Raw genomic sequence first — 23,669 nt, forward strand, 5'->3', positions numbered from 1 at the left:
CAGGGACCACCAACCCGTTCCCGTGGATGAGCGAGATCATGGACTTGAAGAAAGAAAAGAACTTCTTCGAAACCCGTGTGATCGAGTACCAGACCGGTGGTGCGCTGAGCTGGGATTGATTCCTGAGCGACGCAACATAAAAAAAGCCCCGACACGTTCGGGGCTTTTTTTGCATCAACGTCGGCTCACGCCGTATCGGCGGCCTGGGACAGCGGCCTGGCCACATGTTCCAGCGACTTGCCCTCCGCTGCGACGCCCCAGATCGCTTGCACCACCGCCGCCACGACCATCATCGCCGCGCCGATCAGGTAGCCGATGAACAGGCTGCTGCGCTCCTGGCTCTGGATCAATTGGCCGAACAGGGTCGGGCCGATGATGCCACCCAGGCCGGTCCCCAGGGCGTAGAACACCGCGATGGCCAGCGCGCGGATTTCCAGCGGGAAAGTCTCCGCCACCGTCAGGTAAGCGGAGCTGGCGGCGGCGGAGGCGAAGAAGAAAATCACCATCCACGACGCCGCCTGCTGAGTGACGCTCAGCCAGCCTTGCTCGAAAGCATACCCGCTGATCACCAGCAGCACCCCGGAGATCGCATAGGTGGCGCTGATCATGATGCGCCGCCCGACCACGTCGAACAGGCGCCCCAGCAAGAGCGGGCCGCAAAAATTGCCCAGGGCCAGCGGCAACACATACCAGCCAACGCTTTCGGAGGGCACGTCATAGAAGTCGGTCAGCACCAACGCGTAAGTGAAGAAAATCGCGTTGTAGAAAAAAGCCTGGGCGGTCAGGAGGGTCATGCCGACCAGGGCGCGACGGCGGAAACTGACGAACAGGGTGTGAAAGATTTCCCCCAGCGGCGTGTGATCCCGCGCGTGCAGGCGCAGCGGCTTGCCGGTCACCGCCGAAAGCGTGTGCCCTTGCTGGCGCAGCTTCTCTTCGATGCCTTCGACGATACGCCGCGCCTCGTCATGCCGCCCATGGATCAACAGCCAGCGCGGGCTCTCCGGCAGCCACAGGCGCATCACCAGAATCACCAGGCCCAGTGCGGCGCCGATGCCGAAACACACACGCCAGCCGAGGTCGCCGCCCAGTACGTCCGGGTCCAGCAACACAATCGCCCCGCCCGCCCCCAGCGCCGCGCCAAGCCAGAACGTGCCGTTGATGGTCAGGTCGACCCAGCCGCGATAGCGGGCCGGGGTGAATTCCTGGATGGTCGAATTGATCGCCGTGTATTCGCCACCGATGCCCATGCCGGTCAGGAAGCGAAACAGCAGGAATGATTCGAGATTGAAGGAAAACCCCGTGGCCGCCGTGGCACCGATGTACAGCCACAGGGTGATGAAGAACAGCTTGCGACGCCCCAGGCGGTCGGTCAGCCAGCCGAACAGCAAGGCGCCGATCACCGCGCCTGCAATGTACACGCCGCCGGCCAGGCCAATGTCGAAGTTGCTCATGTGCAGCTCAGGGCTGCTCTTGAGCGCGCCGGACACCGAGCCGGCCAGGGTGACTTCCAGGCCATCGAGCAGCCAGGTAATGCCCAGCGCGAACACCATCAAGGAGTGGAAACGGCCCCACGGTAATCGATCCAGGCGTGCCGGCAGATCGGTTTCAAACACTTCTGCGCGTACGCGGTCATGCCCTTGGAGCGTCATCGGCACATCCTTTTCGGAACATCGTGACAGGCCCCCTACAAGGGCCCGAGAAGTTACTCCCCGCTTCCTGCAATGGTGATGTAGTCGGTGTAGATCTGCGGTGCACCGGAAAACGACGCCAGCTCGCGCCATTCTGCGTACATGCGCTCGCTTTCCTGGTGCTCGCGCACGAACGTCAGGGCTTTCAGGGTCGACACATCCAGCTCGGGGTGGAACGAGTTCAACGACTCCAGGCTTTCGATTTCCAGCATGACTGCGTACTGGTCCAGGCGGCTGCCGCCCAGGCCCTTGAGCATGTGGAATTTCCAGCCCGGGTAATCGTCTATGCGGTGGACATTGTCAGTGATGAAGCGTTCAAAGGTTTCCGGGGCCACACCCGAACGCAGCGCCAGGTTGTGGATCCCCACCAGCCGCGCCACGGGCACTTGGCCCGGCGCCGCGGCCCGGTAGTTGGGGCCTTCGGGCAAGGAGCTGCGGGTGTTTTCGGCGACCAGGCCGTAGTACGAATAAATCGTTGGACGCTCGGCATAGGTCGAGTAAGTCTTCCATTCTTCGATCAGCGCCTGGGCCTGCTGGTGCTCGTGCCAGAACACCTGGGCGTGGGCGGTCGGGTCGCCGTTGTGATCGATGTAGCGTGCGTAATCTTCGGCACTGGGCGCTTCGAACAGCATGAGGTATTGGTCCACCCGTTCACCGCGCAGGCCCTTGAGCAAGGTCCACTGCCACCCCGGGTACGCCGGAATGCCCACGCCTTTTTCACGCACGAAGTTTTCGAAGTCTTGGGCTGTCACGCCTTTTTTCAAGTTGAGGCCAATGTAGTTCAGGCTGAACACCGGACCGGATAATTGACTCATAAAAACTCCTTGGGTTAAGCGCCGTAACGCGCAATGCGTCGGGCGCAGGAAGCCACCAGCAACATGATCACCACACCGGCGCCAAACACGGCGGTGAGGCTTGAGTGATGCGCGATGAAGCCGATCAGCGCCGGCCCGCTCAGCAGGCCGGTGTAGCCAATCAGCGTGACCGCCGGCAGGGAGAAATTCGACGGCACACCGGGCTGATTGCCGGCGGCGGTAAACAGGATCGGCACGATGTTGGACAAACCCGCCCCTGCCAGGATGAACCCGCCGAGCGCCACGCCCGTGTGGTCGACACTGACCAGCAACAGCACGCCGGCCGCCGCGCACAGGCTGCCGAGCACCAGCACGCGTTGGCGGCCCACGGCGTTGACCAGGCGATCGCCATACAAGCGGCCCAGCGCGACGGCAATGGAATACAACGTGAAGCCGAACCCGGCATGGCTCTTGTCCATGCTGCGTTCGGTGTGCAGGAACACGGCGGACCAGTCGAGCATTGCGCCTTCGATCATGAAGATGAAAAAACACAACGCGGCCAGAAACAGCACGCCCGGATGGGCCAGGGCCTGGAGCGTACCGCCCGACTCACCGGGCTCCACCGGCCGCTTGGCCAATAAATGCGGCGCGGCCCGGGACACCACCAGCGCGATCAACAACGCCACCAGTGAAATCGCCGGCAACGGCATCAAGCCCGCCCACAGCAACACGCTCACGCCCCCTGCCCCGGCCACGCCGCCGATGCTGTAGAAGCCGTGAAAACCGGACATCCGTGCCTGCCCGCTTTCGCGTTCGACAATCACCGCCTGGGCATTCATCGACACGTCCAGCAGCCCATTCACCGCGCCGAACACCAGCAAGGCTGCGCCAATCGCCAGGGGAGACGTGGCGTACATCATGAACGGCAGCACCAGGCAGAACACCACCGAGCAGGCCAGGATCAGCGCCCTGCAACCGAACCGGGCAATGGCGCGACCGGTAAACGGCATGACCAGCATCGATCCGGCGGCAATGCAAAACAGCAGCAGCCCGAGGGTGCCGTCGTTCACGTCGAGCCGGGTTTTGACAAACGGAATCAGCGGCGCCCAGGACGCCATGCCCAGCCCCGCGATGAAAAAAATGCTGCGTGTGGCACGTTGCTGGCGGACATTTGAATCAAGCACTACGGCAGAAACATTCACAGAGCGTTCACCTTCTTGAGCACAGACCTCAGGGACCGACGCGCCGTGCGGGCCGCGCCGGTACACCGGGTCAGTTCAGACTTTGCGCCACCGCCAGATAGTCGGTGTAGATCTGCGGCGAGCCGGAAAACGACGCCAGTTGTTTCCACTCTTCGTACATCTGCTTGGTGTCGCGGTGCGCCCGGGCAAAAATCGCTGCCTGGTCGGTGGCGATGTCCGGCTCGGGATAAAACACATCCAGCGCAGCCTGGCTCGCGATCTCCATGAACACCACGTATTGGTCCAGACGGTTGCCCCGCTCGCCCTTGAGCAAGCGAAACTTCCAGTCCGGGTAATCCTCGATGCGGTGGTGGTTTTGCGCGATGAAGGTTTCGAAGGTGTGCGGCTGCACATCGGCGCGCAGCGCGAGGTTGTGCAGGCCGATCACCCGCGCCACCGGCTCCTTGCCGGGCCGGTCTTCATAACGTGGGCCGTAAGGCACGGTGCTTTTGGTGTTCTCGGCGAGCAACCGGTAGTCGGTGAACAGCGTGGGCAGTTCGCTGTAAGTGCCGTAGCGTTTCCACTCGCCAAGGATATCCAGCGCCTCGGGATGGTCACGCCAGAACTGGCGAGCCAGTTCGGTCTTGTTGCCGTCGGCGCCCACGTAGCGGTCCCGCTGCTCGGCGCTGTCGATCTCGAACAGCATCAGAAACTGCCCGGCCCGCTCGCCACGCAAGCCGCGCAGCAATGTCCAGCGCCAGCCGGGATAGCACGGAATGTGCACGCCTTTGTGCCGCACGAACTGCTCGAATTGTTCCGGCGTCACCCCGGCTTCATGGTCGATGGCCACGTAGTGCAGGCTGAACACCGGGGCTGTGGATGGGCTCATCAGTGGCCTCCAGCGGCTTGGGTATCGAACTGGGTGTTGATCACCGCTTCCACCAACGTCACCCCATTGGTGGTCAGGCGCACGAGATCGCCCTCGACGGTCACCAGTGCTTTCTCCACCAGCTTGTCGAGCGTACGGCTGATCACCGGGTTGTCGAAAAAGCTGTTGCCGCCAAAGCGCTGCTTGAACACTGCGTCATCCACGGGAACCAGGGTGGACAAGGCCATCTTGAACGCGTTGACTTCCCGCGCCAGCGCCGACATGCCCCGGCTGTTATCGATGGGCAGGCGGTTTTCGTCCAGCGCCTGCTTGTACTTGGCGTAGCCGGTGATGTTGATCGCTTCGGCGCGGGTGCACTTGGAACTGCCGCCCAGGCCAATCGCAACTTCCGGGTACTGTTTGTCGAGGTCGGTGATCAGGCCTTTCCACTTCTCCGCCTCCCGCCCGTTCTGGTGGAAGTACATGGTGGGGTGTTCGCCGTACTCGGCGTTCAGGTGCTGCTCCACCACTTCGCGCATCTGGTACTGCTTGCCCAGGCCCGGGAAGGTCATGTTGTTGATGTTGATCAGGCCCTTGCGCTGCCAGTGGCTCTGTTTCTCGCCCGACACGCCGGTGCGGCTTTTCATGAACTCTTCCATGTGCAGCTTGGCGATCACCACGTGGGACAGTTCCAGCTCCAGGGTGCGCTGCATGTCGTATTTCACGTCATCCACACTCTGGCCGAGCATGCCGTAGATGAGGTCGACACTGACCCAGTCCAGGCCCAGTTCGCGGGCGTAATAGATGGTATCCACGCACTCTTCAGCCGAGTGCATGCGCCCGCAGGCGGTGATGATGCGGTCATCGAACGACTGGGCGCCAAAGCTGATCTTGGTGAACCCCAGCTCCTTGAGCAGCAGCAGGTATTCCTTGTTCAAGGTGCCCGGCTCACCCTCGAAGCGCATGGTGGCGACGGAAAAGTTGAAGTGGCTGCGGTAGAACGCCATCAGCCGGCGCAACTCGGGGTCCGGCAGCAGCGAAGGTGTGCCGCCGAAGATGTTGAACTCGCCGACCTCGGCCTGCGCCAGGCTCGGGACTTTTTCGAGCCACATCGTGGCTTCCTTGATGTTGTAATCCACCAGGTCCTTGAACACCACCTGGGACGACGCGGCCTTGGGATTCAGGATCACCGTGGGGTATTGGCAGAAATGGCAGCGATAACGGCAGGTGGGAATATAGGCCCACAGGTGAATCTGCCTGGCTTGGCGGATCTCGCTGTCCATGTCCTGGAAAAACGACGGCAGCGGGTAATCGGGAATATCGCCGGGAAATACGTGGCAGCCGAACGGGTCGTTGTACACGTACTCCAGGAACGCGCTGTTGTCCGGATCCGCAAGGAACTCATAGACCCGCGGCGTCGGGTAGTTCGGGTCGATGTCATTGAGTGATACAAGCGCTTCGCTGGTCATCAGAACACCCCGCCGTTGGCAAAATAGTTGTGGGCTTCACCCGACTCGCGGTCTTCGGCGAAGTAGTACACAAAGCGCTCGAAGTCCTCGGGCTTGACGGTCTCGAAGCACTCGGGCAACGGCGGCGGGAAGCCGATGTCTTCACCCACGGCGCGGCGCAAGGCGCTGAAGATCTCTTCGCGGAACTCGAAGTACAGGCGGTAGCTGGGGGTCTTGTAGGCATGGATCGGCTTGAAGTCGATCACCCGCGAGCTGTGCTTGATTTCATGAATGCGCTGGTACATGCGGTCAGCCACCGGGCCGCCGAAGAAGTCCCGCACCGCCGGGTTTTCCAGCAGGATCTGCGGGTTGAGCAGTGCCGGCAGCGCGATGTTTTTCGGCACGAAATCCTTGATCGAGTAATGCCAGGCCTGTACCGACTGCGCCGGCGTGGTGTCGCTCAGGGTGGGGATCTGTTGCTCCACGTCCGGGCGCACGTCCTTCATGATGATGATGCCGTCCTGGCCGTAGGCATTGCCGGTGATCACCTCGTCGAGAATGGTGTCCACGCGGCGGCTGTTGATCTCGATACGCGATTTGTGGGCGTAGACCGGTTTACCGCCCCAGGCGATTACACGGATGCCAAAGTCCCAGTCGTCGGACAAATGCTCGACGAAACGGCCCTTGTCCAACTGGTAGAAAATCTCGATCCCACCGACCTTGTCGTACAAGCCGCGCTCCACCGCGAAGCCCTTGCCGTCCGGAAAACCGCCGAACAGCGAGAAGGACACTTCACGGCAGCGCAGGGTTTTCTGGATTTCGTTGTACAGGTTCGGACGCTTTTCGAAGGCGGCTTCGTTGTAGTAGTAATTGCAGGTGCCGAGGTCGCCGTCCTCTTCGATCATTTTCAGGATCAAGGCATGCAGCCAGTACGGGTCGACGGTGCAGTCGGCATCCGCCGAAACGATGTAGTGCTTGTTCTCTTCGCCAATGCGGATATCGCGGTTCCTGGACCGCACGGAGGCGTAATCCATGCCGCGTTTACGTGCCGATGAAACGCCTTGGGTGGTTTCTTCGATCACATAAATATCAAGCGAGGGGTTATTGGCCTTGAACGCATTGATTTTCTTGATGGAATCGTCTGTCGAGTTATTGTCGACAAAGATCAGTTCATAGGTGGCGTGGGTAATCAGCCCCCCTTCTGTTTTCTGATTGAACAAAGAGTCCAGAACGCTATCAATGCGGTCGCTTTCGTTATAAAGCGGCAGCACCACCGAGACAAATACGGAATCACGCATACTTTCTCCAGAAGAATTCAAGTCCAACATGCTCATTACGTTATTGGCGAGTGCCCGCCGCCCAATCGAGAAGTTGCGTCGAGCCACCCTCTCCATCTGCAGCCGGTTATTCAACAGCTGGTAAACCTCATTAATGAATGCCTCGTCCGGCAGCCCGTCCTGCTCTTCGGTAATCGCCATGACGGGGGCTTCGAATCCGTGCTGGCCATACACCTCTTGATAATATTCATAGCTCGTTGCGATATAGCAGCGCCGACTGCTGATGGCTTCGCCCACCGGGTTGCCATAACTGTCGTAACCCCATGAGGTTAAAAAAGAAACCAGATCGCAGGAGTAATACAGGTCTTCAATACTGATGTCCGACTTGTTCGAACGCATCACGTCATGGGACAACGAGCCAATGAACTTTACATAGGCTTCAACTTGCAACTCCTTGACCAGATTATTCAGCGTATTGAAAAACCCGGGATGTTCTTGCGGATCGCCCGCTACCGCCAGGTACACCCGGCGCGGGCTGCCGCTGTCGGCGAACCGCTGGTTCAATTGCTGCACCAGGTAGATATCGCGGTCCTGGCGTTTTTGCGGAATGATCCGGGTGGTCCGGGCAATCAGAATGTCGGTATCACGAATGTCCAGACGCTCCTTGATGTTGGCGTACTGGCTTTGCCCGCTGAAATCGTAAGTGTTTTTACGTACCTTGACCTCGACCTCGTGGTTGCACCACGCCTCCAGCCGGTTTTTCAGGTCGTTGTTCAGGGTCACATAGGAAATATGCCGCGAGCGCACGGGTTTGACCGCGTGGGTGTAGGGCTCTGGCCCGTACTTCATCGCGCTTTTTTCGCTGCTCCACATCAGGTCGTGGTCACGCCAGATCACGAAATTACCCAGGTCGTGCTGGTTGCCGTAAGCCTCGATCGCCAGGTAAAGCGCCTGGGTGTAGATGATGTTTTCGGGCAGCGTGCCGTTTTCGACGATAACGTAGCGGATGTTCAATGCGTCCCACTGCTGGACGATGCGCTGGGCCAAGGCCTGGGCCGACACCTGAACGGCACTGACAAGGCGGCCTTTTTCCTCGGGGGATGCCGGTATTTTCTCGGCGATCAGGACCCCATGGGAGTGTTCGATGAAGTCGACGTTGTAATGGGGGATGGTGTCGATAGCGTCGACGCGCACCAAGGTGAAGATATCTTTGTAGAGATGGGTTTCATAACTATAAGGTTTGTTGAAGTTGCCCTTGTCGACCTTGATGTCATAGCCCAGGTCCAGATAAAGCTTGACGCCCTTTTGATCGAAACCCTTGGCGATCTTCAAGGCCTCAACAGTGATTCCCGATACCGCGACGGCATCAAATGATATAAATATCGCTCCGGCAGGCATAGCAATACTCTCCAAACCAATAAAGATGCATGGATGATTACGTACTCATAACGACTATTTGGAATAACGCTGGAGCTTTAACTGAACATGACACTGTTAAAAAAGCATCGACGCCCCGCACTTTCGCACGGAAATTTATACTTTTTTTGCAGATGAAGACGCGCAAGCATGTACTTACGTATCAGATTAAAAGAAGGCACCTGGCCAGTCTTTCAACTTCATACTGTCATGTGGCGATGGATGCGTTTGATCTTTTCATAATTATTGTTAGAAGCTTCCTGCGTAATATGCTGTAGGAAAAAATACTCGTCTGTACGAGTGAAATCAAGGCTCTTGTAGGACAAGTTTTTATTTTTTTTGGGGATCCAATTTTAAGGGCGGCATTTGCGACAGTTCCTGCACTTATGCCCTTAACTTGGTAGCTACAGGCCATTAATGGCATAGCGCCTTACATCGTGACCGATATACATAAAGTGCGGCTTCCAGCCACGCCGGTGTTCTCCGCGCGCCTCATACCTGTCAAGCATTCTTTCTGTACAAAATCATGCGCATACGGGTGACACGGGGGTCCAAAAAACCTCAGACTATGCGCCGCGGGAAATCGTTAATGCCTGCGAAACGCCCTCTGCCGAGGCCGTGCTGTTTCACCTGACGACGTTTTTTTATGCCCAATCACACCATCAAGACCCCCTGCATCGGCCTGTGCTCCACCGTCTACGGTGACCTGGTCTGCCGGGGTTGCAAGCGCTATCACCACGAAGTGATCCAGTGGAACGGCTACAGCTTTGAGGAGAAACAGGCGGTGTGGCTGCGCCTGGAGCAATTGTTGGTGCAAGTGATGGCCAGCAAGCTGGAAGTGTTCGACGCACAGTTGCTGCGCCAGCAACTGGAAAACCGCAAGATCCGCTTCATGCCGCACCAGTCGCCCTACTGCTGGGCGTATCAGTTGATTGCTCGGGGCGCGCGGGTGATTTCCAAGCTGGAGGCCTATGGGCTGGGGTTGTTGCCGGAGTTCCGCGAACGCAGCCTGGCGGACTTGCGCGACGCGGTCGACCGCGAGTTTTTCCTGCTGTCCGAGGCGCATTACGAGCGGTATATCGCCCCGGGCTTTCTGCAGGAAGCCTTTGGGCCGGCGCTGATCGCCACCCTCTAAACCCATCGCAAAACCGATGTGGGAGCGGGCTTGCTCGCGAAGGCAGTGTGTCAGTCAACACATTCGTCAACTGTCAGACCGTATTCGCGGGCAAGCCCGCTCCCACATTTTTTGATTTGCGCCCGTCAAGAGATCCAGGACGCGGCACGCTCCGATTGCATGCCATACCGCTCGATCGCCTGCTGACACACACTCGCGGCCAGTTCCCCCTGCACCACCAACGCCGTCAGTGCAGCCAGCACAAGGTGATGGCGGTCCACTTCGAAGAAATCGCGCAACGCCGCCCGGGTATCACTGCGCCCGAACCCGTCAGTGCCCAGAACCGTGTAAGGAGAGTCCATATAGGAACCGATCATCTGCGGCACCGCCCGTACATAGTCGGACACCGCAATCACTGGCGCGCCTTTGGGCAGGCAGGCGCTCACATGGCTCACTCGCGCTACGGCCTGCGGGTGCAAGCGATTCCAGCGTTCCACCTCCCGCGCATCCCGCGCCAGCTCGCTGAAGCTGGTCACGCTGAATACCTCGCTAGCCACTTGCCAGTCGTCGGCCAATAACTGCGCTGCGGCCTGGGCCTCGCGCACCAGTGTGCCGGCGCCGAGCAGGCGCACCCGGGCGTTCGGCGCGCCTTCGAGACGGTACATGCCCTTGATGATCGCCGCTTCCACCCCTTGTGGGAGACTGGGCTGCGGGTAGTTTTCATTCATCAGGGTCACGTAGTAGAACTCGTCCACCGCCTGTTCCAGCATCTGGCGCATGCCGTGGTCGAGAATCACCGCGAACTCCCCGGCAAACGCCGGATCGTAGGCACGGCAGTTCGGCACGGTGGCGGCGGTGAGGTGGCTGCTGCCGTCCTGGTGTTGCAGACCTTCACCGCCCAAGGTGGTGCGCCCGGCGGTGGCGCCGAGCAAAAAGCCCCGGGCGCGCTGGTCGGCGGCGGCCCAGATCAGGTCGCCGATGCGCTGGAAGCCGAACATCGAGTAATAGATGTAGAACGGCAACATGCGCAAACCGTGCACCGAGTAACTGGTGGCCGCCGCGACCCAGGAACTGATGGCGCTGGCCTCGCTGATGCCCTCCTCCAGAATCTGCCCATCGGTGGCCTCGCGATAGCTGAGGATCGAGCCGATGTCTTCCGGCTCGTAGCGCTGGCCGACGCTGGAATAGATGCCGATCTGCTTGAACAGGTTGGCCATGCCGAAGGTGCGCGCCTCGTCCGCGACGATGGGCACGATGCGCGGGCCGAGGGCCTTGTCCTTGAGCAGGTTGCTGAGCATGCGCACGAAGGCCATGGTGGTGGACATTTCCTTGCCTTCGGCCAGGGTGGCAAAACCGGCATAGCCTGCAATCGGCGGCACCTCGACGGTGGGTGCAATCTGGCTGCGGCTCGGCACAAAACCGCCGAGGGCGTTGCGCCGTTGGTGCAGGTAACGCAATTCCAGGCTGTCCTCGCCCGGTTTGAAGAAGCTCAGGGATTCGGTTTGTTCGTCGGTCAGGGGCAACTGGAAGCGATTGCGGAAGGCGATCAGCGCGTCGCGATCAAGCTTCTTCTGCTGGTGGGTGGTCATCTTGCCTTGCCCCGCCTCGCCCATGCCGAAACCTTTCTTGGTCTGGGCGAGAATCACCGTGGGCTTGCCCTTGACCCGTCGCGCCGCAGAATAGGCGGCGTGAATCTTGACCATGTCATGGCCGCCACGCTTGAGGCGGTCGATCTGTTCGTCGCTCATACCGGCAACCAGCGCTTTAAGGGCGTCGCTCTGGCCAAAGAAGTGTTCGCGGTTGTAGGCACCGTCCTTGGCGGCAAAGGTCTGGAACTGCCCATCGACGGTGGTGGACAAGGTGTTGACCAGAGAGCCATCGGCATCCTTGGCGAGCAAGGCGTCCCAGTCCGAGCCCCACACCAGCTTGATCACGTTCCAGCCGGCGCCGGCGAACAAGCCTTCGAGCTCATCGATGATCCGGCCATTGCCGCGCACTGGCCCGTCGAGGCGTTGCAGGTTGCAGTTGACCACCCAGGTCAGGTTGTCCAGGCCTTCGCGGGCCGCCAGGGTCAGGGCCGACATGCTTTCCGGCTCATCCATTTCTCCATCGCCGAACACGCCCCATACATGGCGGTCGGTGGTGTCCTGTAAGCCGCGATGGTGCAGGTAACGCATGAACCGCGCCTGGAAAATCGAACTGATAGGGCCGATGCCCATGGAGCCGGTGGGAAACTGCCAGAAGTCCGGCATCAACCATGGATGCGGATAGCTCGACAACCCGCGCGCACCGGCCTGGGGGCCGCCGATTTCCTGGCGATAGTGGGCCAGGTCGCTTTCGCTCAGGCGCCCTTCCAGAAAGGCCCGGGCATAAATGCCGGGCGCGGAATGGGGTTGGTAGAACACCAGGTCACCGCCAAAGCGGTCGTTGCGCGCACGAAAAAAATGGTTGAAGCCCACTTCGAACAAATCCGCCGCACTGGCGTAACTGGCGATATGGCCGCCCAGTTCGCCATAGGCCTGGTTGGCCCGCACCACCATGGCCAAAGCGTTCCAGCGCACCAGGGAAGCCAGGCGCTCTTCGGTGGCGAGGTCGCCGGGGAATGCCGGCTGCTGCTCCACGCTGATGCTGTTGACGTAAGGCGTGCCGTGGCGCGGTTTCCAGTCGATGTGCGGGGCACTGGCATCGCCGGCCAGCAGGTCGAGGATCTGCCGCGCCCGCGCCGGGCCGGCATTGGCCACCAGAGACGCCAGAGCGTCGCGCCATTCGTCCAGCTCTTGCTGGTCCATTGCTGTGTCGTTCACTGCATTTGCGAAACCGTTCATGGGCACCTCCAGGCGTTTTTTTCCAGTTTATGGCGGCGCCAAAGGATTTTTTGCCTGTTATCAGGCGCACTTTTCAATATTTTGAGCATGATTCACTGCCAATCAAGGTTTTCCCAGCACGATATGCTCAAGCACCCCAAGACCTCGCAATTATGTTTAAAATGCCGCCCGCTCAACGACCGACGCTCAACGATGACCCCAGACGCACTCGCCACCCTGCACACTCACCTGCTCAACGCCCTGGCCACTCCGCCGGCGGAAACCCGTCGTCTGTTCCATGGCCGGGGCCGGTGCTGGCCGGGCCTGGAGCAACTGACCGTGGACTGGCTGCAGGGCGTGATACTGGTCGCGTTGTTCAAGGAGCCTGAAGCTGCGCAGCTGGAGGCCCTGAAACAGCTGCTACGCGCGCAACTCAGTGCATACACCGTGGCCCTGCAACATCGCTACCTGCCGCAAAGCACCACCGAATGGCTGGTGGGCAACCCGGTCGACGAGCTGACCATCACCGAAGGCGGGCTGCGCTACCTGATCGACCTGGGCAAAAAGCAGAATAGCGGGCTGTTCCTCGACATGCGCTACGGCCGCAACTGGGTGCGCGAACAAGCCAAGGGCCAGCGCGTGCTTAACCTGTTTGCCTATACCTGCGGGTTTTCCGTGGCGGCCATCGAAGGCGGCGCTGACCACGTGGTGAACCTGGACATGGCCCGTGGTGCCCTGAGCCGTGGGCGTGACAACCACCGCCTGAACGGGCATGACCTGAACAAAGTGAGCTTCCTGGGCCACGACCTGTTCAAATCCTGGGCCAAGGTCACCAACAGCGGGCCCTATGACTTGGTGATCATCGATCCGCCGTCGTTCCAGAAAGGCAGTTTTCTGCTGACCAAGGACTACCAGCGTGTGCTGCGACGCCTGCCGGATCTGCTCACGCCCGACGGCACGGTGCTGGCGTGCATGAACGACCCGGCCTTTGGCGAAGACTTCCTGATCGATGGCGTCACGCGCGAGGCGCCGGGCCTGCGCTTTATCGAACGGCTGCAAAACCCGCCGGAATTTCCTGATATTGATGCCCAAAGCGGCCTCAAGGCGCTGGTGTTCCGCCAGGGCTGATGCCGAAATGCCGGACCCTTGCTACGCTAAGTGATACGCCGGGGCGGTGAACCTTATCCCCCCCTTCCCGGTCGATACCTGCATTCCCTGGCCAGACTCGACGGCGTCGCGCTGTCGGCTGCCCCGTTTCACCTTTCGGAGAACCGCCCGTGATATCGACCCTGCATGTAGCCAGACTCAAAGCCTGGGGCGCCCACGGCTTTACCGCCACCGGTGTGGTACTGGCCTTTCTGGCCACCCTGGCGCTGCTGGAAAACTCACCGAAGGCCTGTTTGCTGTGGCTGGGCCTGGCGCTGGTGGTCGATGGCGTCGACGGCTCCCTGGCGCGACGGGTCAATGTGAGTACGGTACTGCCCAGCTTCGACGGCTCGGTCCTGGACCTGGTGATCGATTACCTGACCTATGTGTTCATCCCGGCGTTGTTCATCTACCGCTACATCGACCTGCCGGACTTCACCCACCTGTTCACCGTGTCGGTGATCCTGGTGTCGTCGCTGTTCTGCTTCTGCAACGTGAACATGAAGAGCAAGGACAACTACTTCGTCGGTTTCCCCGCCGCCTGGAACGTGGTGGCGCTGTGCGTCTATATCATTCAGCCGGAAGCCTGGGTGACCCTCGCGACCGTGATCGGCCTGGCGCTGTTGACCGTGACGCCGATGAAATTCCTGCACCCGTTCCGCGTCAAGCGCTTCATGCCGATCAATATCGCCGTGACCACGATCTGGTTGCTGTGCAGCTTCTTGATGGTGGTGGACTACCCCAACACCAACCCGTGGACGTTTGGGCTGTGGTCGCTGATGTCGGCGTATTTCCTGGGGATTTGTGTGTGGCGTACGGCGCTGGAGTGGCTCGAAACACACAGGTCCTAAGCGGGCACCGTAAAAATGTGGGAACTGGCTTGCCTGCTCCCACATTGGAACTCCCTACATCCGGCAGGTAAGATGCAGGCCTTTGGCGCAGCCCCTTCGCTGCGCACCCTGCCAGCCATAAGCCCTGCCCATGCCCTTCGAACTCAGCGTTGACCTCACCACCCTCGCCATCCTGGCGCTTGTCGCCTTTATCGCCGGTTTCATCGATGCGATCGCCGGCGGCGGCGGCCTGCTTACCACGCCCGCCTTGCTCACAGCCGGCATGCCGCCGCACCTGGTGCTGGGCACCAACAAGCTCAGTTCCACCTTCGGCTCGGCCACCGCCAGCTTCACCTTCTACCGCCGCAAGCTGTTCCACCCGCGCCAGTGGGTACATGCCATCGTCGGCACGCTGGTCGGGGCGCTCAGCGGCGCGGTGGTTGCGCACTACCTGCCTGCCGAAACCCTGAACAAAATGCTGCCGGTGATTGTGTTCGCCTGCGGCGTGTACCTGCTGTTCGGCGGCACGCCCAAGGCGCCGCTGGACGCCGATGCGCCGATCAAGAAGAAATGGCAATCCACCCAGGGCTTCGGTCTGGGCTTCTACGACGGCGTGGCCGGCCCGGGTACCGGGGCGTTCTGGACCGTGAGCACTATGCTGTTGCACCCCATCGACCTGGTGAAAGCCAGCGGCGTGGCGCGCAGCATGAACTTTGTCAGCAACGCAGGCGCGCTGACGGTGTTTATCATCAATGGGTCGGTGGACTGGATCGTTGGCCTGGCCATGGGCGTTTCGGTGATGTGTGGCGCGTTCTTTGGCGCCCGCAGTGCCATCAGCGGCGGCGCCAAATTCATTCGCCCGGTGTTCATCACCGTGGTCCTCGGCCTGACGGTACGCCTAGCCTGGCAGCACTGGTTCAGCGTGACCTAAACGGCGGGCCAGGTAGAGGTCGATGAGGTAACGCGCAATCGAACGCGACGCCGGCAATGGCGGCAGGTCGTGGATATTGAACCATTGCGCGTCCTCGATTTCGTCGGCCTGGGGCACGATATCGCCGCCGGCGTACTCGGCATGGAAACCCAGCATCATCGAGTGCGGGAACGGCCAGCATTGGCTGCCCATGTACTGGATGTTCTTGACCTCCACCTGCACTTCTTCGCGCACTTCGCGGATCAGGCAGTCTTCGGCCGACTCCCCGGGCTCGGCGAACCCGGCCAGGGTGCTGTAGACCCCGGTCACAAAGCGCGGCGAACGCGCCAGCAGGATCTCGTCGCCACGGGTCACCAGCACGATCATGCTCGGAGAAATCCGTGGGTAGCTGCGCAGGTCGCAGGCCGCACAATGCATCGCCCGCTCCCGCGGCACCTGGACCATGGCCTGGCCGCAACTGCCGCAAAACCGGTGCTCCCGCGCCCAGGTGCCGATCTGCGCGGCGTAGCCCAGTACTTTGTACAGGGTGTGATCGCCTTGCAGCATGAAGCCGCGCAGCCCTTGCCAACTGCAACCTGGCACCTCACCGGCAGCGTCCAGCTCCAGCAGGTACACCGGTTCGCCGTCGAGGTGGCCGATGCCGTGTTCGGCGAACACGGCCAGGTCCTGGCGCTTGAGCCATTCCCGGGGGAACAGCGGACCGTTGGTGTCATGCAAAAAGCCGTCGCGGCTGCGGGCGACGGCCCAGCCGCCAGGGGTGTCGTTATCCAGCAGCGTTGTGGTAATCCAGCCTGGGGTCATGTCAGTCAATCCACGAATTCGGGTTTCTGCTTACTCATGTGGGCCGCGATGGCCACGCGCAGGTCGTTGGATTGCAACATAGCCGAGTTCCAGGTGGCAACGTATTCCAGGCCATCATTGACCGCGTGGTCACGCATGTAGCTGATCATCGCCTTGGTGCCGGCCACGGCAATCGGCGACTTGGCGGCGATTTCATGGGCAATCTCCATCACCCCGGCCAACAGGCTGTCCTGATCGGGATAGACCCGATTGACCAGGCCGATGCTGCGCGCTTCCTCGGCGCCGAACTGACGCCCCGTGTAGGCCAGCTCACGCAACATGCCGTCGCCGATGATGCGCGGCAGGCGTTGCAGGGTGCCGACATCGGCGGCCATGCCGATGTCGATTTCCTTGATCGAGAACTGCGCGCCTTCGGCGGCGTAGCGCATGTCGCAGGCGCTGATCAGGTCGATCGCGCCACCGATGCAATAACCCTGGATCGCCGCCAGCACCGGCTTGCGGCAGTTGTCGACAGCGTTGAACGAGGCTTGCAGCTCCAGGATCTTGCGGCGCAGTAGACGCGCGTTGCGGCCCACGTCCTTGCCGAACTCGTTGGCCACCGAGGCCAGCATCATCAGATCGATACCCGATGAAAAATGTTTGCCGGCACCGCTGAGCACCACGGCGCGCACGGCGTCGGTGTCTTCGACCCACTGGAAGATATCGATGATTTCGCTCCAGAACGCGGCGTTCATCGCATTGATCTTTTCCGGGCGGTTGATCTGCACATGGGCAACGTTGCCGGTGAGTTCGACGACGAAAGCTTGGTATTCGGACATGGCAGTGATCCCTGACTGGCGAGTGATAAGGCCCGAACTATAACAAGGCTGCAGGACGGCGCATCTGCCAAAAACGGGACGGCAAAACGTAATGGAATGTTGTGGATGCAGGCCTGCATGCGCCACCGATACATTTCACCCGGGGCCATCGATTTATCGGCTATACAATCAGGGCCACTGCCCGGAGCCGCCCATGCCGACGACCTTTCGCTCATCCTTGATCCTCGCCCTGGTGGTGGTACTGACCGGAATCGGCGCCGGATTGGGCGGGATGTTGCTGGCCCTGTTGCTACACGGTATCCAGCACCTGGCCTACGGCTACAGCCTCGACAACCTGGTCAGCCACGAAACCTTTCTATGGGGCGTGACCACCGCCACGCCCGAACGACGCTTGAGCGTGTTGGTGATCTGCGGGCTGGTCGCGGGGTTCGGCTGGTGGGCGGTGTACCGCTATGGCCGCCCATTGGTGAGCATCAAGCAGGCCGTCTCGGAACAGATGCCGGACATGCCGCCCAAAACCACCCTCGCCCACGCAGTGCTGCAAATCATCACCGTGGCCCTGGGCTCGCCGCTGGGGCGCGAAGTAGCGCCGCGCGAAGTCGGCGCCCTGGCCGGTAGTTGGTTGTCGCGGAGGGCGCGCCTGGCGCCGCAGCTGCATCGGCTGATCGTTGCCTGCGGCGCCGGTGCCGGCCTGGCTGCGGTGTACAACGTGCCCTTGGGTGGCGCGGTGTTTGTGCTGGAAGTGCTGGTGGGCGCCTTCAGTTGGCCGGCAGCGATCATTGCGCTGGCCACCTCGGCGATTGGCGCGGCGGTGGCCTGGATCGGGCTGGGGGCGGAGTCGCAGTATGTCGTGCCGCACTTTGCATTGAGCCCAGCGTTGATCAGCTGGGCCGTGGTGTGCGGGCCGGTGTTCGGCCTGGCGGCATACGGCTTCACCCGCCTGACCGGCACGGCACGGGCCCATGCCGCCCGTGGCTGGCGCCTGCCGGTATTGGCATTGCTCAACTTCACGATCATCGGCGTGCTGGCCATGTGGCTGCCTCACATCCTCGGCAACGGCAAAGGCCCGGCACAACTGGGTTTCGACAATGAGCTGAGCATCGGCCTGGCCTCGCTGTTGCTGCTGGTCAAGGTGCTGATCACCACCAGCAGTCTGCGCGCCGGCGCCGAAGGCGGCCTGCTCACGCCGGGCCTGGCCAATGGCGCGCTGCTGGCGATCATCCTCGGCGGCGCCTGGAGCCTGGCGTGGCCCGGCGTGCCCTTGGGCGCCTTCGCGATCATCGGCGCGGCCGCCTTCCTGGCCGCCAGCATGAACATGCCGCTGACGGCGATTGTGCTGGTGGCGGAATTCACCCGCATCGACCATGACTTTCTGGTGCCGATCATCCTCGCTGTGGTGGGCTCGGTGTGCGTGAGCAAGCTGTGCCAACGTCTGGAAAACGCTGGATAAATGCCGACGCACAGGCCATCCTTCGCGCTTTGAGCCGCCTCGCGCGCGGCGTTCGACGTTGAAAGGATATGCCCATGCACGCCCAACCCCTCACCCACGCCGAATTCGAAGCCCTCGAAGAGACCCTGCTCAAGTACGGCGACGACCACTCGGTGCTGAACCTGGCCGAACTCGACGGCTACTTCACCGCCCTGGTGTCCGGCCCGACACCGGTGGACGTGAGCGAATGGTTCCCGGCGATCTGGGGTGGCGAGAACCCCGACTGGGAAAGCGTCGAAGAAGCCCAGCACTTCCTGGCACTGTGCGTGCGCCACCTCAACACCCTGGCCGAACAACTGGCAACCGACGCCAGCGCCTTCAACGCCCGCTTCGACGACACCGAGCATCAGGGCCACACCGTGACACTCGCCGAGGAATGGTGCTTCGGCTACATCCGCGGCGCCGCCATCGGCAACTGGCCGGAACTGCCAGCCGCCCAGGCAGCCGAGTTGGAAAAGATCTCCTGGTGCGCCGAACAGGACAACTTCGAACTGCCGGCGGACCTGGACGTAACCGCCCACCAGCAACGTGTCAGCGAAATCGAACCCGCTGCGCGGGCGCTGCATGATTACTGGCTGGCCAAGCGATAAGGTGAAAGCCGGCTTGTCGAGCCGGAGAAGACGGCGGCACTGCCAATGGAGCGGCAGCCTGACCCACCGCTTTCGCAGGCGAGCCAGCTCCCGCGGGAATTGATGCACACCCGGTAAATACCTGCACCCAAGCTCGACAACCACCGCCCCAATACCCGATTATTCGACTCCGCCCGCCGCCCTTGCCTTGAAACAGGAGCCCTGTACCTTGAGTTCGCAGAAAACCGTGACCGTGACACCGCCCGATTTCCCCCTCACTGGCAAGGTCGCACCCCCCGGCTCCAAATCCATCACCAACCGCGCCCTGCTGCTGGCGGCGCTGGCCAAGGGCACCAGCCGCCTGAGCGGCGCACTCAAAAGCGACGACACCCGCCATATGTCGGTGGCCCTGCGCCAGATGGGCGTGACCATCGACGAACCGGACGACACCACCTTCGTCGTCACCAGTACCGGCAAACTGCAATTGCCCGCCCAACCCTTGTTCCTCGGCAACGCCGGCACCGCGATGCGCTTTCTCACCGCCGCCGTGGCCACCGTCGAGGGCACAGTCGTGCTGGACGGCGACGAGTACATGCAAAAACGCCCGATTGGCCCCCTGCTGGCCACCCTCGGCCAAAACGGTATCCGCGTTGACAGCCCCACCGGCTGCCCGCCGGTCACCGTGCACGGCGTGGGCAACGTGCAGGCCAAGCGCTTCGAGATCGACGGCGGCCTGTCCAGCCAGTACGTGTCGGCACTGCTGATGCTGGCAGCCTGCGGCGAAGCGCCGATTGAAGTCGCCCTCACCGGCAAGGACATCGGTGCCCGTGGTTATGTGGACCTGACCCTGGACTGCATGCGTGCCTTTGGTGCGCAAGTGAGCGAAGTCAACGACACCACCTGGCGCGTCGCGCCTACCGGCTACACCGCCCACGATTACTTGATCGAACCCGACGCCTCCGCCGCGACCTACCTGTGGGCTGCCGAGGTACTGACCGGCGGGCGCATCGATATCGGTGTGGCCGCCCAAGACTTCACCCAGCCGGACGCCAAGGCCCAGGCCGTGATCGCCCAGTTCCCGAACATGCAGGCCACCGTGGTCGGCTCGCAGATGCAGGACGCCATCCCGACCCTCGCCGTGCTGGCCGCGTTCAACAACACACCGGTGCGCTTCACCGAGCTGGCCAATTTGCGCGTCAAGGAATGTGACCGCGTGCAGGCGCTGCATGACGGCCTCAACGAAATTCGCCCGGGCCTGGCAACCATCGAGGGCGACGACCTGCTGGTGGCCAGCGATCCGGCCCTGGCCGGAACCTCGTGCCAGGCCTTGATCGACACCCACGCCGACCATCGCATCGCCATGTGCTTTGCCCTGGCCGGCTTGAAGGTCGCGGGCATTCGCATCCAGGACCCGGACTGCGTCGGCAAGACCTATCCTGAGTACTGGAAGGCCCTGGGCAGCCTCGGGGTTCAACTGAGCTATTAAGAGGTTCGCGTCGGAATGGGGAGGCAATGCACATGACAATTCGCCAGCCCTGCCCACCCGGCGCCTGCGTGTGTGACCGCGAACAGTTGCTGGATGCCCCGGGCGCCGACCTGCGTATCCTGCAACTGACACGCCAGCAGGAAAAAATCCTGCTCGACCGCCTCGAAGATCTCAAGAGCCTGCAAGACCTGGAGCGCATGCAACAGCTGATGTACCAGCAACTGGGCATCCGCGTGCATGTCGCGCCGGGGCATACCGAGGTCAAGAGCATGCGCGGCATTCAGATCGAGATCGACGAACTCCCGGGGCTGTGCCGCAAAACCCGGCAATCGATTCCCGCCGCCATTCGCCGGGGCATGGAAAAACGCCCGGAAATCGCCTACCGCCTGCTCGACGCCAACGACCTGTTTCGCGACCTGTGAGTCAGCCGGCGACGGCCTCGGTTTCGAACAGCGCTTGACCCAGCGCCCGGGCTTTCTTCAGATGCAGCTGCGCCCCGCCACTTTCCGAATCCAGCAACAGCGCGGACGTCACCACCCTCGCCCCGCAGTAATCGAAAATCCCGTAGTCGATCTGGGTGCGCATCGCCTTGGCATAGCCGTGTCGATCGAACGCGTCGTCATCCGCCGCGCCCAACGCCAACAGATGCACCTGCAGATGCCGCAGTTTTTTCACCACCGGGGTATCCGGCCCGTAGTCGATAGCCCAACCGTTGACGAATACCCGGTCGATCCAGCCCTTGAGCAAGCCGGGCATGGACCACCAGTAGATGGGGAATGCCAGCACCAACGCGTCGGCGCGGTCGATGCGCGCCTGCTCGGCCAGCACATCGGCGGGTGGCGTGGCGCGGGTGCGGTGTACGCGGTGGTCGGCGGCGCTGTAGCGCGGGTCGAAGCCTTCGGCGGCAAGATCGGCGACTTCACTGCTGTGACCGCAGGCGGCCAGGCCGGCGGCGACCTCGGCCGCTAGGCTGTGGGTGAGGGATTGCGGGTCGTGATGGGCAACAACGATCAGTGCGTGCATGACATTGACTCCCTTTCGGTTTAGGCTGGGAACAAGCTACTTTTGGTAAGTTAACGCGATCAAGTTACTTTTGGTATATAAGCATGTCAAGTGTTGAATCCCCTGCGCCACGTCGTCGCCTGCCCCGCGAGGAGCGCCTGCGCCAATTACTGGAAGTGGCCTGGCAACTGGTGCGCGATGAAGGCACCGAGGCCCTGACGCTGGGCCGTCTAGCGGAACTGGCGGGCGTCACCAAACCGGTGGTCTATGACCATTTCGTCACCCGGGCCGGGTTGCTGGCGGCGCTGTATGTAGACTTCGACGGGCGCCAGGACCAGGTGTTCAGCCAGGCCATCGAGGCCAGCAACGCGACCCTGGAGGACCGGGCCTGGGTGATCGCCTCGTCCTATGTCGACTGTGTGTTGTTGCAGGGTCGGGAAATTCCGGGGGTGATCGCCGCGCTGAGCAGCTCGCCGCAACTGGAAACCCTCAAGCGCCAGTACGAGGCGGTCTTCCTCGACAAGTGCCGCGCGGCCCTGGCGCCCTTCGCCCCGGACGGCACGCTGGCCCAGGCAGGCTTACGCGCCATGCTGGGAGCGGCGGAAGCCTTGTCCCACGCCGCCGCCAGCGGTGAAATCAGCCGTGAAGACGCGCAGCAGGAGTTGCTGGCAACCATCCTGGCGATGGTCCGGCGCAGTCGCGGTTAAATAATTATTCAGCAGGGAGGAATAAAGCGGCGTGACGGGTGTTTACCTGAGTACGGCTTGTGAATACAGCACAAGGCCAGTACCCCAACTAGAAAAGACCCAGGAGTTTGTCATGCTGAAAAAATTCTCCCTCGCTGCTGCTGTGATGCTCGCGTGTGCTTCCTCCATGGCCTTCGCCGCCCCCGCCAAAGTCGCGGACAGCGCCAAAGGCAAAGTGCTGGTGGACAGCAAAGGCATGACCCTCTACACCTTCGCCAAAGACACCGCCGGCAAATCGGTGTGCAGCGGCCAGTGCCTGGCGAACTGGCCAGCCTTCACCGCGTCGGCCACCGCGAAAGACGCCGACGGCTACACCGTGATCACCCGTGACGATGGCAGCAAGCAATGGGCCTACAAGGGCCAGGCGCTGTACACCTGGGTCAAGGACAGCAAGCCGGGCGACATCACCGGTGACGGCGTTGGCGGCAACTGGAACCTGGCCAAGCCATAAGACACGCGCTGGCAGCGGTAGTGGGGGGGGGGGGGGGGGGGGGGGGTGTTTTTCCCCCCCCCACCCCAAGCCTGCTTCAGCGCTGCTCATTCACAAAGCGTTGCACCTTGCGCGCCAGCTGGTCCAGATGCCGATCACGCTGTTTCTCCGCGTCCACCATCGCGCGCTTGCCGTGCTTTTGCAGCAGGTAGGTATGGATCTGGCGCACCTCCAGCGAGCGGTAGATCGCGTCCACCTCCAGTACGCCCATCAAGCCTTCCGTGCCGTAATCACGTGTGTTCATCAGCACCTGGGTTGCGCGCGCACCGCGCACTTGAAAGCCCAGGGCCTCGAATGCCGGTACTTTTTCCACCGCACACGCCAGTTCGGCGTGGGGATAGCGCCCGAGCACTTCGCCCATCATGGCGCGCGCCACGCCCTGGCGACGAAAGCCCGCCTGCACGGCCATGAAGGGGATGCCGCAGGCGTCGGAGTCGTCCTTCACCGGCAGGCACAATAGAAAGCCGATGACCTTGTCCGGGTCTTGCGCCTCTGTTGCCACGATCAGTTCGACCGCAATCCCCTTCGCCCCATTCAGCGCCTCCAGGTACAGGTGCACCTCGAAGCCAATCGCATATTGATAGATGTTGTACAGCAGGTTGCTCGGCGGCAGCGCCACGCTGCTGATGTCGGTGAGGTTGTCCACCACCAGTTGCAGGATCTGGCCATTGATAGGCTCGGGGCACGGCGTGGTGTAACGGGTAAGGCTGAACATGCAGATTCCTGGGGTTTCACGTCAAGGCAGCGGCGATTGTACCTGTTGCGGCCCCG

22 protein-coding genes are annotated in these 23,669 nt (G+C 61.7%); 11 read left to right on the top strand and 11 right to left on the bottom strand.

Going from position 1 to position 23,669, the window contains the following annotated elements:
* Positions 1 to 119: hypothetical protein (locus tag ACW9IN_RS04515; RefSeq protein ID WP_235369420.1), on the top strand; the 119-nt coding region annotated here is incomplete at its 5' end.
* Positions 120 to 185: 66 nt separating this feature from the next.
* Here ACW9IN_RS04515 and ACW9IN_RS04520 read toward each other — a convergent pair.
* The 6 genes from ACW9IN_RS04520 to ACW9IN_RS04545 all read right to left on the bottom strand — a co-directional run bounded on the left by ACW9IN_RS04520 (position 186) and on the right by ACW9IN_RS04545 (position 8,588).
* Positions 186 to 1,649, bottom strand: coding sequence for an MFS transporter (locus tag ACW9IN_RS04520; RefSeq protein ID WP_457364750.1), 1,464 nt, complete (start codon positions 1,647 to 1,649; stop codon positions 186 to 188).
* Positions 1,650 to 1,702: 53 nt separating this feature from the next.
* A complete protein-coding gene (locus ACW9IN_RS04525; protein ID WP_457364751.1) occupies positions 1,703 to 2,503 on the bottom strand; it encodes a hypothetical protein in 801 nt (266 codons plus the stop codon).
* 14 nt (positions 2,504 to 2,517) lie between these two features.
* Complete coding sequence (locus tag ACW9IN_RS04530) at positions 2,518 to 3,666, bottom strand: MFS transporter (protein ID WP_457364752.1); 1,149 nt, start codon at positions 3,664 to 3,666, stop codon at positions 2,518 to 2,520.
* Between the two features lie 88 nt (positions 3,667 to 3,754).
* Positions 3,755 to 4,552, bottom strand: a complete 798-nt coding sequence (locus ACW9IN_RS04535) for a hypothetical protein (protein WP_457364753.1) — start codon at positions 4,550 to 4,552, stop codon at positions 3,755 to 3,757.
* Positions 4,552 to 6,000 (bottom strand): radical SAM protein, encoded by a 1,449-nt coding sequence (locus tag ACW9IN_RS04540; protein WP_457364754.1) that lies wholly within the window; start codon positions 5,998 to 6,000, stop codon positions 4,552 to 4,554. The genes ACW9IN_RS04535 and ACW9IN_RS04540 overlap by 1 nt, the downstream gene beginning before the upstream one ends.
* Entirely contained in the window at positions 6,000 to 8,588 is a 2,589-nt protein-coding gene (locus tag ACW9IN_RS04545) for a glycosyltransferase (protein ID WP_457364755.1), read from the bottom strand. Before ACW9IN_RS04545 ends, ACW9IN_RS04540 begins: the two co-directional genes overlap by 1 nt.
* A gap of 730 nt (positions 8,589 to 9,318) precedes the next feature.
* On the opposite strand from ACW9IN_RS04545, the gene ACW9IN_RS04550 reads away from it, so the two are divergent.
* Positions 9,319 to 9,807, top strand: a complete 489-nt coding sequence (locus ACW9IN_RS04550) for a DUF1289 domain-containing protein (protein WP_457364756.1) — start codon at positions 9,319 to 9,321, stop codon at positions 9,805 to 9,807.
* A 125-nt stretch (positions 9,808 to 9,932) separates the two neighbouring features.
* Here ACW9IN_RS04550 and mdeB read toward each other — a convergent pair whose 3' ends face one another.
* Entirely contained in the window at positions 9,933 to 12,611 is a 2,679-nt protein-coding gene (gene mdeB / locus ACW9IN_RS04555; protein ID WP_457364757.1) for an alpha-ketoglutarate dehydrogenase, read from the bottom strand.
* Between the two features lie 192 nt (positions 12,612 to 12,803).
* On the opposite strand from mdeB, the gene ACW9IN_RS04560 reads away from it, so the two are divergent.
* The 3 genes from ACW9IN_RS04560 to ACW9IN_RS04570 all read left to right on the top strand — a co-directional run bounded on the left by ACW9IN_RS04560 (position 12,804) and on the right by ACW9IN_RS04570 (position 15,497).
* The gene (locus ACW9IN_RS04560; RefSeq protein ID WP_457364758.1) at positions 12,804 to 13,718 is read left to right on the top strand and encodes a class I SAM-dependent methyltransferase; all 915 of its coding nucleotides are present in this window, start codon (positions 12,804 to 12,806) and stop codon (positions 13,716 to 13,718) included.
* Positions 13,719 to 13,867: 149 nt separating this feature from the next.
* Positions 13,868 to 14,587 (top strand): phosphatidylcholine synthase, encoded by a 720-nt coding sequence (gene pcsA / locus ACW9IN_RS04565; protein WP_457364759.1) that lies wholly within the window; start codon positions 13,868 to 13,870, stop codon positions 14,585 to 14,587.
* 130 nt (positions 14,588 to 14,717) lie between these two features.
* Positions 14,718 to 15,497, top strand: coding sequence for a TSUP family transporter (locus tag ACW9IN_RS04570; protein ID WP_457364760.1), 780 nt, complete (start codon positions 14,718 to 14,720; stop codon positions 15,495 to 15,497).
* Here ACW9IN_RS04570 and nudC read toward each other — a convergent pair.
* On the bottom strand, positions 15,465 to 16,298 hold the full coding sequence (nudC, locus tag ACW9IN_RS04575) for an NAD(+) diphosphatase (RefSeq protein WP_457364761.1): 834 nt from the start codon (positions 16,296 to 16,298) through the stop codon (positions 15,465 to 15,467). The two genes, ACW9IN_RS04570 and nudC, sit on opposite strands and share 33 nt — an antisense overlap.
* A gap of 5 nt (positions 16,299 to 16,303) precedes the next feature.
* The gene (locus ACW9IN_RS04580) at positions 16,304 to 17,116 is read right to left on the bottom strand and encodes a crotonase/enoyl-CoA hydratase family protein (protein WP_457364762.1); all 813 of its coding nucleotides are present in this window, start codon (positions 17,114 to 17,116) and stop codon (positions 16,304 to 16,306) included.
* Between the two features lie 193 nt (positions 17,117 to 17,309).
* On the opposite strand from ACW9IN_RS04580, the gene ACW9IN_RS04585 reads away from it, so the two are divergent.
* From ACW9IN_RS04585 to ACW9IN_RS04600, 4 genes are all read left to right on the top strand, one after another.
* A complete protein-coding gene (locus ACW9IN_RS04585) occupies positions 17,310 to 18,566 on the top strand; it encodes a chloride channel protein (protein ID WP_457364763.1) in 1,257 nt (418 codons plus the stop codon).
* 74 nt (positions 18,567 to 18,640) lie between these two features.
* A complete protein-coding gene (locus ACW9IN_RS04590) occupies positions 18,641 to 19,195 on the top strand; it encodes a UPF0149 family protein (protein WP_457364764.1) in 555 nt (184 codons plus the stop codon).
* Between the two features lie 208 nt (positions 19,196 to 19,403).
* The gene (aroA, locus tag ACW9IN_RS04595) at positions 19,404 to 20,660 is read left to right on the top strand and encodes a 3-phosphoshikimate 1-carboxyvinyltransferase (RefSeq protein ID WP_457364765.1); all 1,257 of its coding nucleotides are present in this window, start codon (positions 19,404 to 19,406) and stop codon (positions 20,658 to 20,660) included.
* A gap of 32 nt (positions 20,661 to 20,692) precedes the next feature.
* A complete protein-coding gene (locus tag ACW9IN_RS04600) occupies positions 20,693 to 21,082 on the top strand; it encodes a hypothetical protein (protein ID WP_457364766.1) in 390 nt (129 codons plus the stop codon).
* Position 21,083: 1 nt separating this feature from the next.
* Here ACW9IN_RS04600 and ACW9IN_RS04605 read toward each other — a convergent pair whose 3' ends face one another.
* The gene (locus ACW9IN_RS04605; protein WP_457364767.1) at positions 21,084 to 21,683 is read right to left on the bottom strand and encodes an NAD(P)H-dependent oxidoreductase; all 600 of its coding nucleotides are present in this window, start codon (positions 21,681 to 21,683) and stop codon (positions 21,084 to 21,086) included.
* A gap of 83 nt (positions 21,684 to 21,766) precedes the next feature.
* Between ACW9IN_RS04605 and ACW9IN_RS04610 the strand changes: the two genes are divergently transcribed.
* A complete protein-coding gene (locus ACW9IN_RS04610; protein ID WP_457364768.1) occupies positions 21,767 to 22,369 on the top strand; it encodes a TetR/AcrR family transcriptional regulator in 603 nt (200 codons plus the stop codon).
* 112 nt (positions 22,370 to 22,481) lie between these two features.
* Positions 22,482 to 22,859 carry a COG4315 family predicted lipoprotein gene (locus ACW9IN_RS04615; RefSeq protein WP_457364769.1) on the top strand — a complete coding sequence of 126 codons (378 nt, stop codon included), beginning with the start codon at positions 22,482 to 22,484 and terminating at the stop codon, positions 22,857 to 22,859.
* Positions 22,860 to 22,935: 76 nt separating this feature from the next.
* Here ACW9IN_RS04615 and ACW9IN_RS04620 read toward each other — a convergent pair whose 3' ends face one another.
* Positions 22,936 to 23,613, bottom strand: coding sequence for a GNAT family N-acetyltransferase (locus ACW9IN_RS04620; protein ID WP_457364770.1), 678 nt, complete (start codon positions 23,611 to 23,613; stop codon positions 22,936 to 22,938).
* Positions 23,614 to 23,669: the final 56 nt, after the last annotated feature.

The organism is Pseudomonas sp. SDO5271_S396 (assembly GCF_054071795.1).

What these genes read in the sequence shown, in the direction of transcription:
- ACW9IN_RS04520 (WP_457364750.1), bottom strand. Translation starts at nt 1,649, where the DNA reads ATGACGCTCCAAGGGCATGACCGCGTACGCGCAGAAGTGTTTGAAACC.
- ACW9IN_RS04525 (WP_457364751.1), bottom strand. Translation starts at nt 2,503, where the DNA reads ATGAGTCAATTATCCGGTCCGGTGTTCAGCCTGAACTACATTGGCCTC.
- ACW9IN_RS04535 (WP_457364753.1), bottom strand. Translation starts at nt 4,552, where the DNA reads ATGAGCCCATCCACAGCCCCGGTGTTCAGCCTGCACTACGTGGCCATC.
- ACW9IN_RS04540 (WP_457364754.1), bottom strand. Translation starts at nt 6,000, where the DNA reads ATGACCAGCGAAGCGCTTGTATCACTCAATGACATCGACCCGAACTAC.
- ACW9IN_RS04550 (WP_457364756.1), top strand. Translation starts at nt 9,319, where the DNA reads ATGCCCAATCACACCATCAAGACCCCCTGCATCGGCCTGTGCTCCACC.
- mdeB (WP_457364757.1), bottom strand. Translation starts at nt 12,611, where the DNA reads ATGAACGGTTTCGCAAATGCAGTGAACGACACAGCAATGGACCAGCAA.
- ACW9IN_RS04560 (WP_457364758.1), top strand. Translation starts at nt 12,804, where the DNA reads ATGACCCCAGACGCACTCGCCACCCTGCACACTCACCTGCTCAACGCC.
- ACW9IN_RS04570 (WP_457364760.1), top strand. Translation starts at nt 14,718, where the DNA reads ATGCCCTTCGAACTCAGCGTTGACCTCACCACCCTCGCCATCCTGGCG.
- nudC (WP_457364761.1), bottom strand. Translation starts at nt 16,298, where the DNA reads ATGACCCCAGGCTGGATTACCACAACGCTGCTGGATAACGACACCCCT.
- ACW9IN_RS04580 (WP_457364762.1), bottom strand. Translation starts at nt 17,116, where the DNA reads ATGTCCGAATACCAAGCTTTCGTCGTCGAACTCACCGGCAACGTTGCC.
- ACW9IN_RS04585 (WP_457364763.1), top strand. Translation starts at nt 17,310, where the DNA reads ATGCCGACGACCTTTCGCTCATCCTTGATCCTCGCCCTGGTGGTGGTA.
- ACW9IN_RS04590 (WP_457364764.1), top strand. Translation starts at nt 18,641, where the DNA reads ATGCACGCCCAACCCCTCACCCACGCCGAATTCGAAGCCCTCGAAGAG.
- ACW9IN_RS04600 (WP_457364766.1), top strand. Translation starts at nt 20,693, where the DNA reads ATGACAATTCGCCAGCCCTGCCCACCCGGCGCCTGCGTGTGTGACCGC.
- ACW9IN_RS04605 (WP_457364767.1), bottom strand. Translation starts at nt 21,683, where the DNA reads ATGCACGCACTGATCGTTGTTGCCCATCACGACCCGCAATCCCTCACC.
- ACW9IN_RS04610 (WP_457364768.1), top strand. Translation starts at nt 21,767, where the DNA reads ATGTCAAGTGTTGAATCCCCTGCGCCACGTCGTCGCCTGCCCCGCGAG.
- ACW9IN_RS04615 (WP_457364769.1), top strand. Translation starts at nt 22,482, where the DNA reads ATGCTGAAAAAATTCTCCCTCGCTGCTGCTGTGATGCTCGCGTGTGCT.
- ACW9IN_RS04620 (WP_457364770.1), bottom strand. Translation starts at nt 23,613, where the DNA reads ATGTTCAGCCTTACCCGTTACACCACGCCGTGCCCCGAGCCTATCAAT.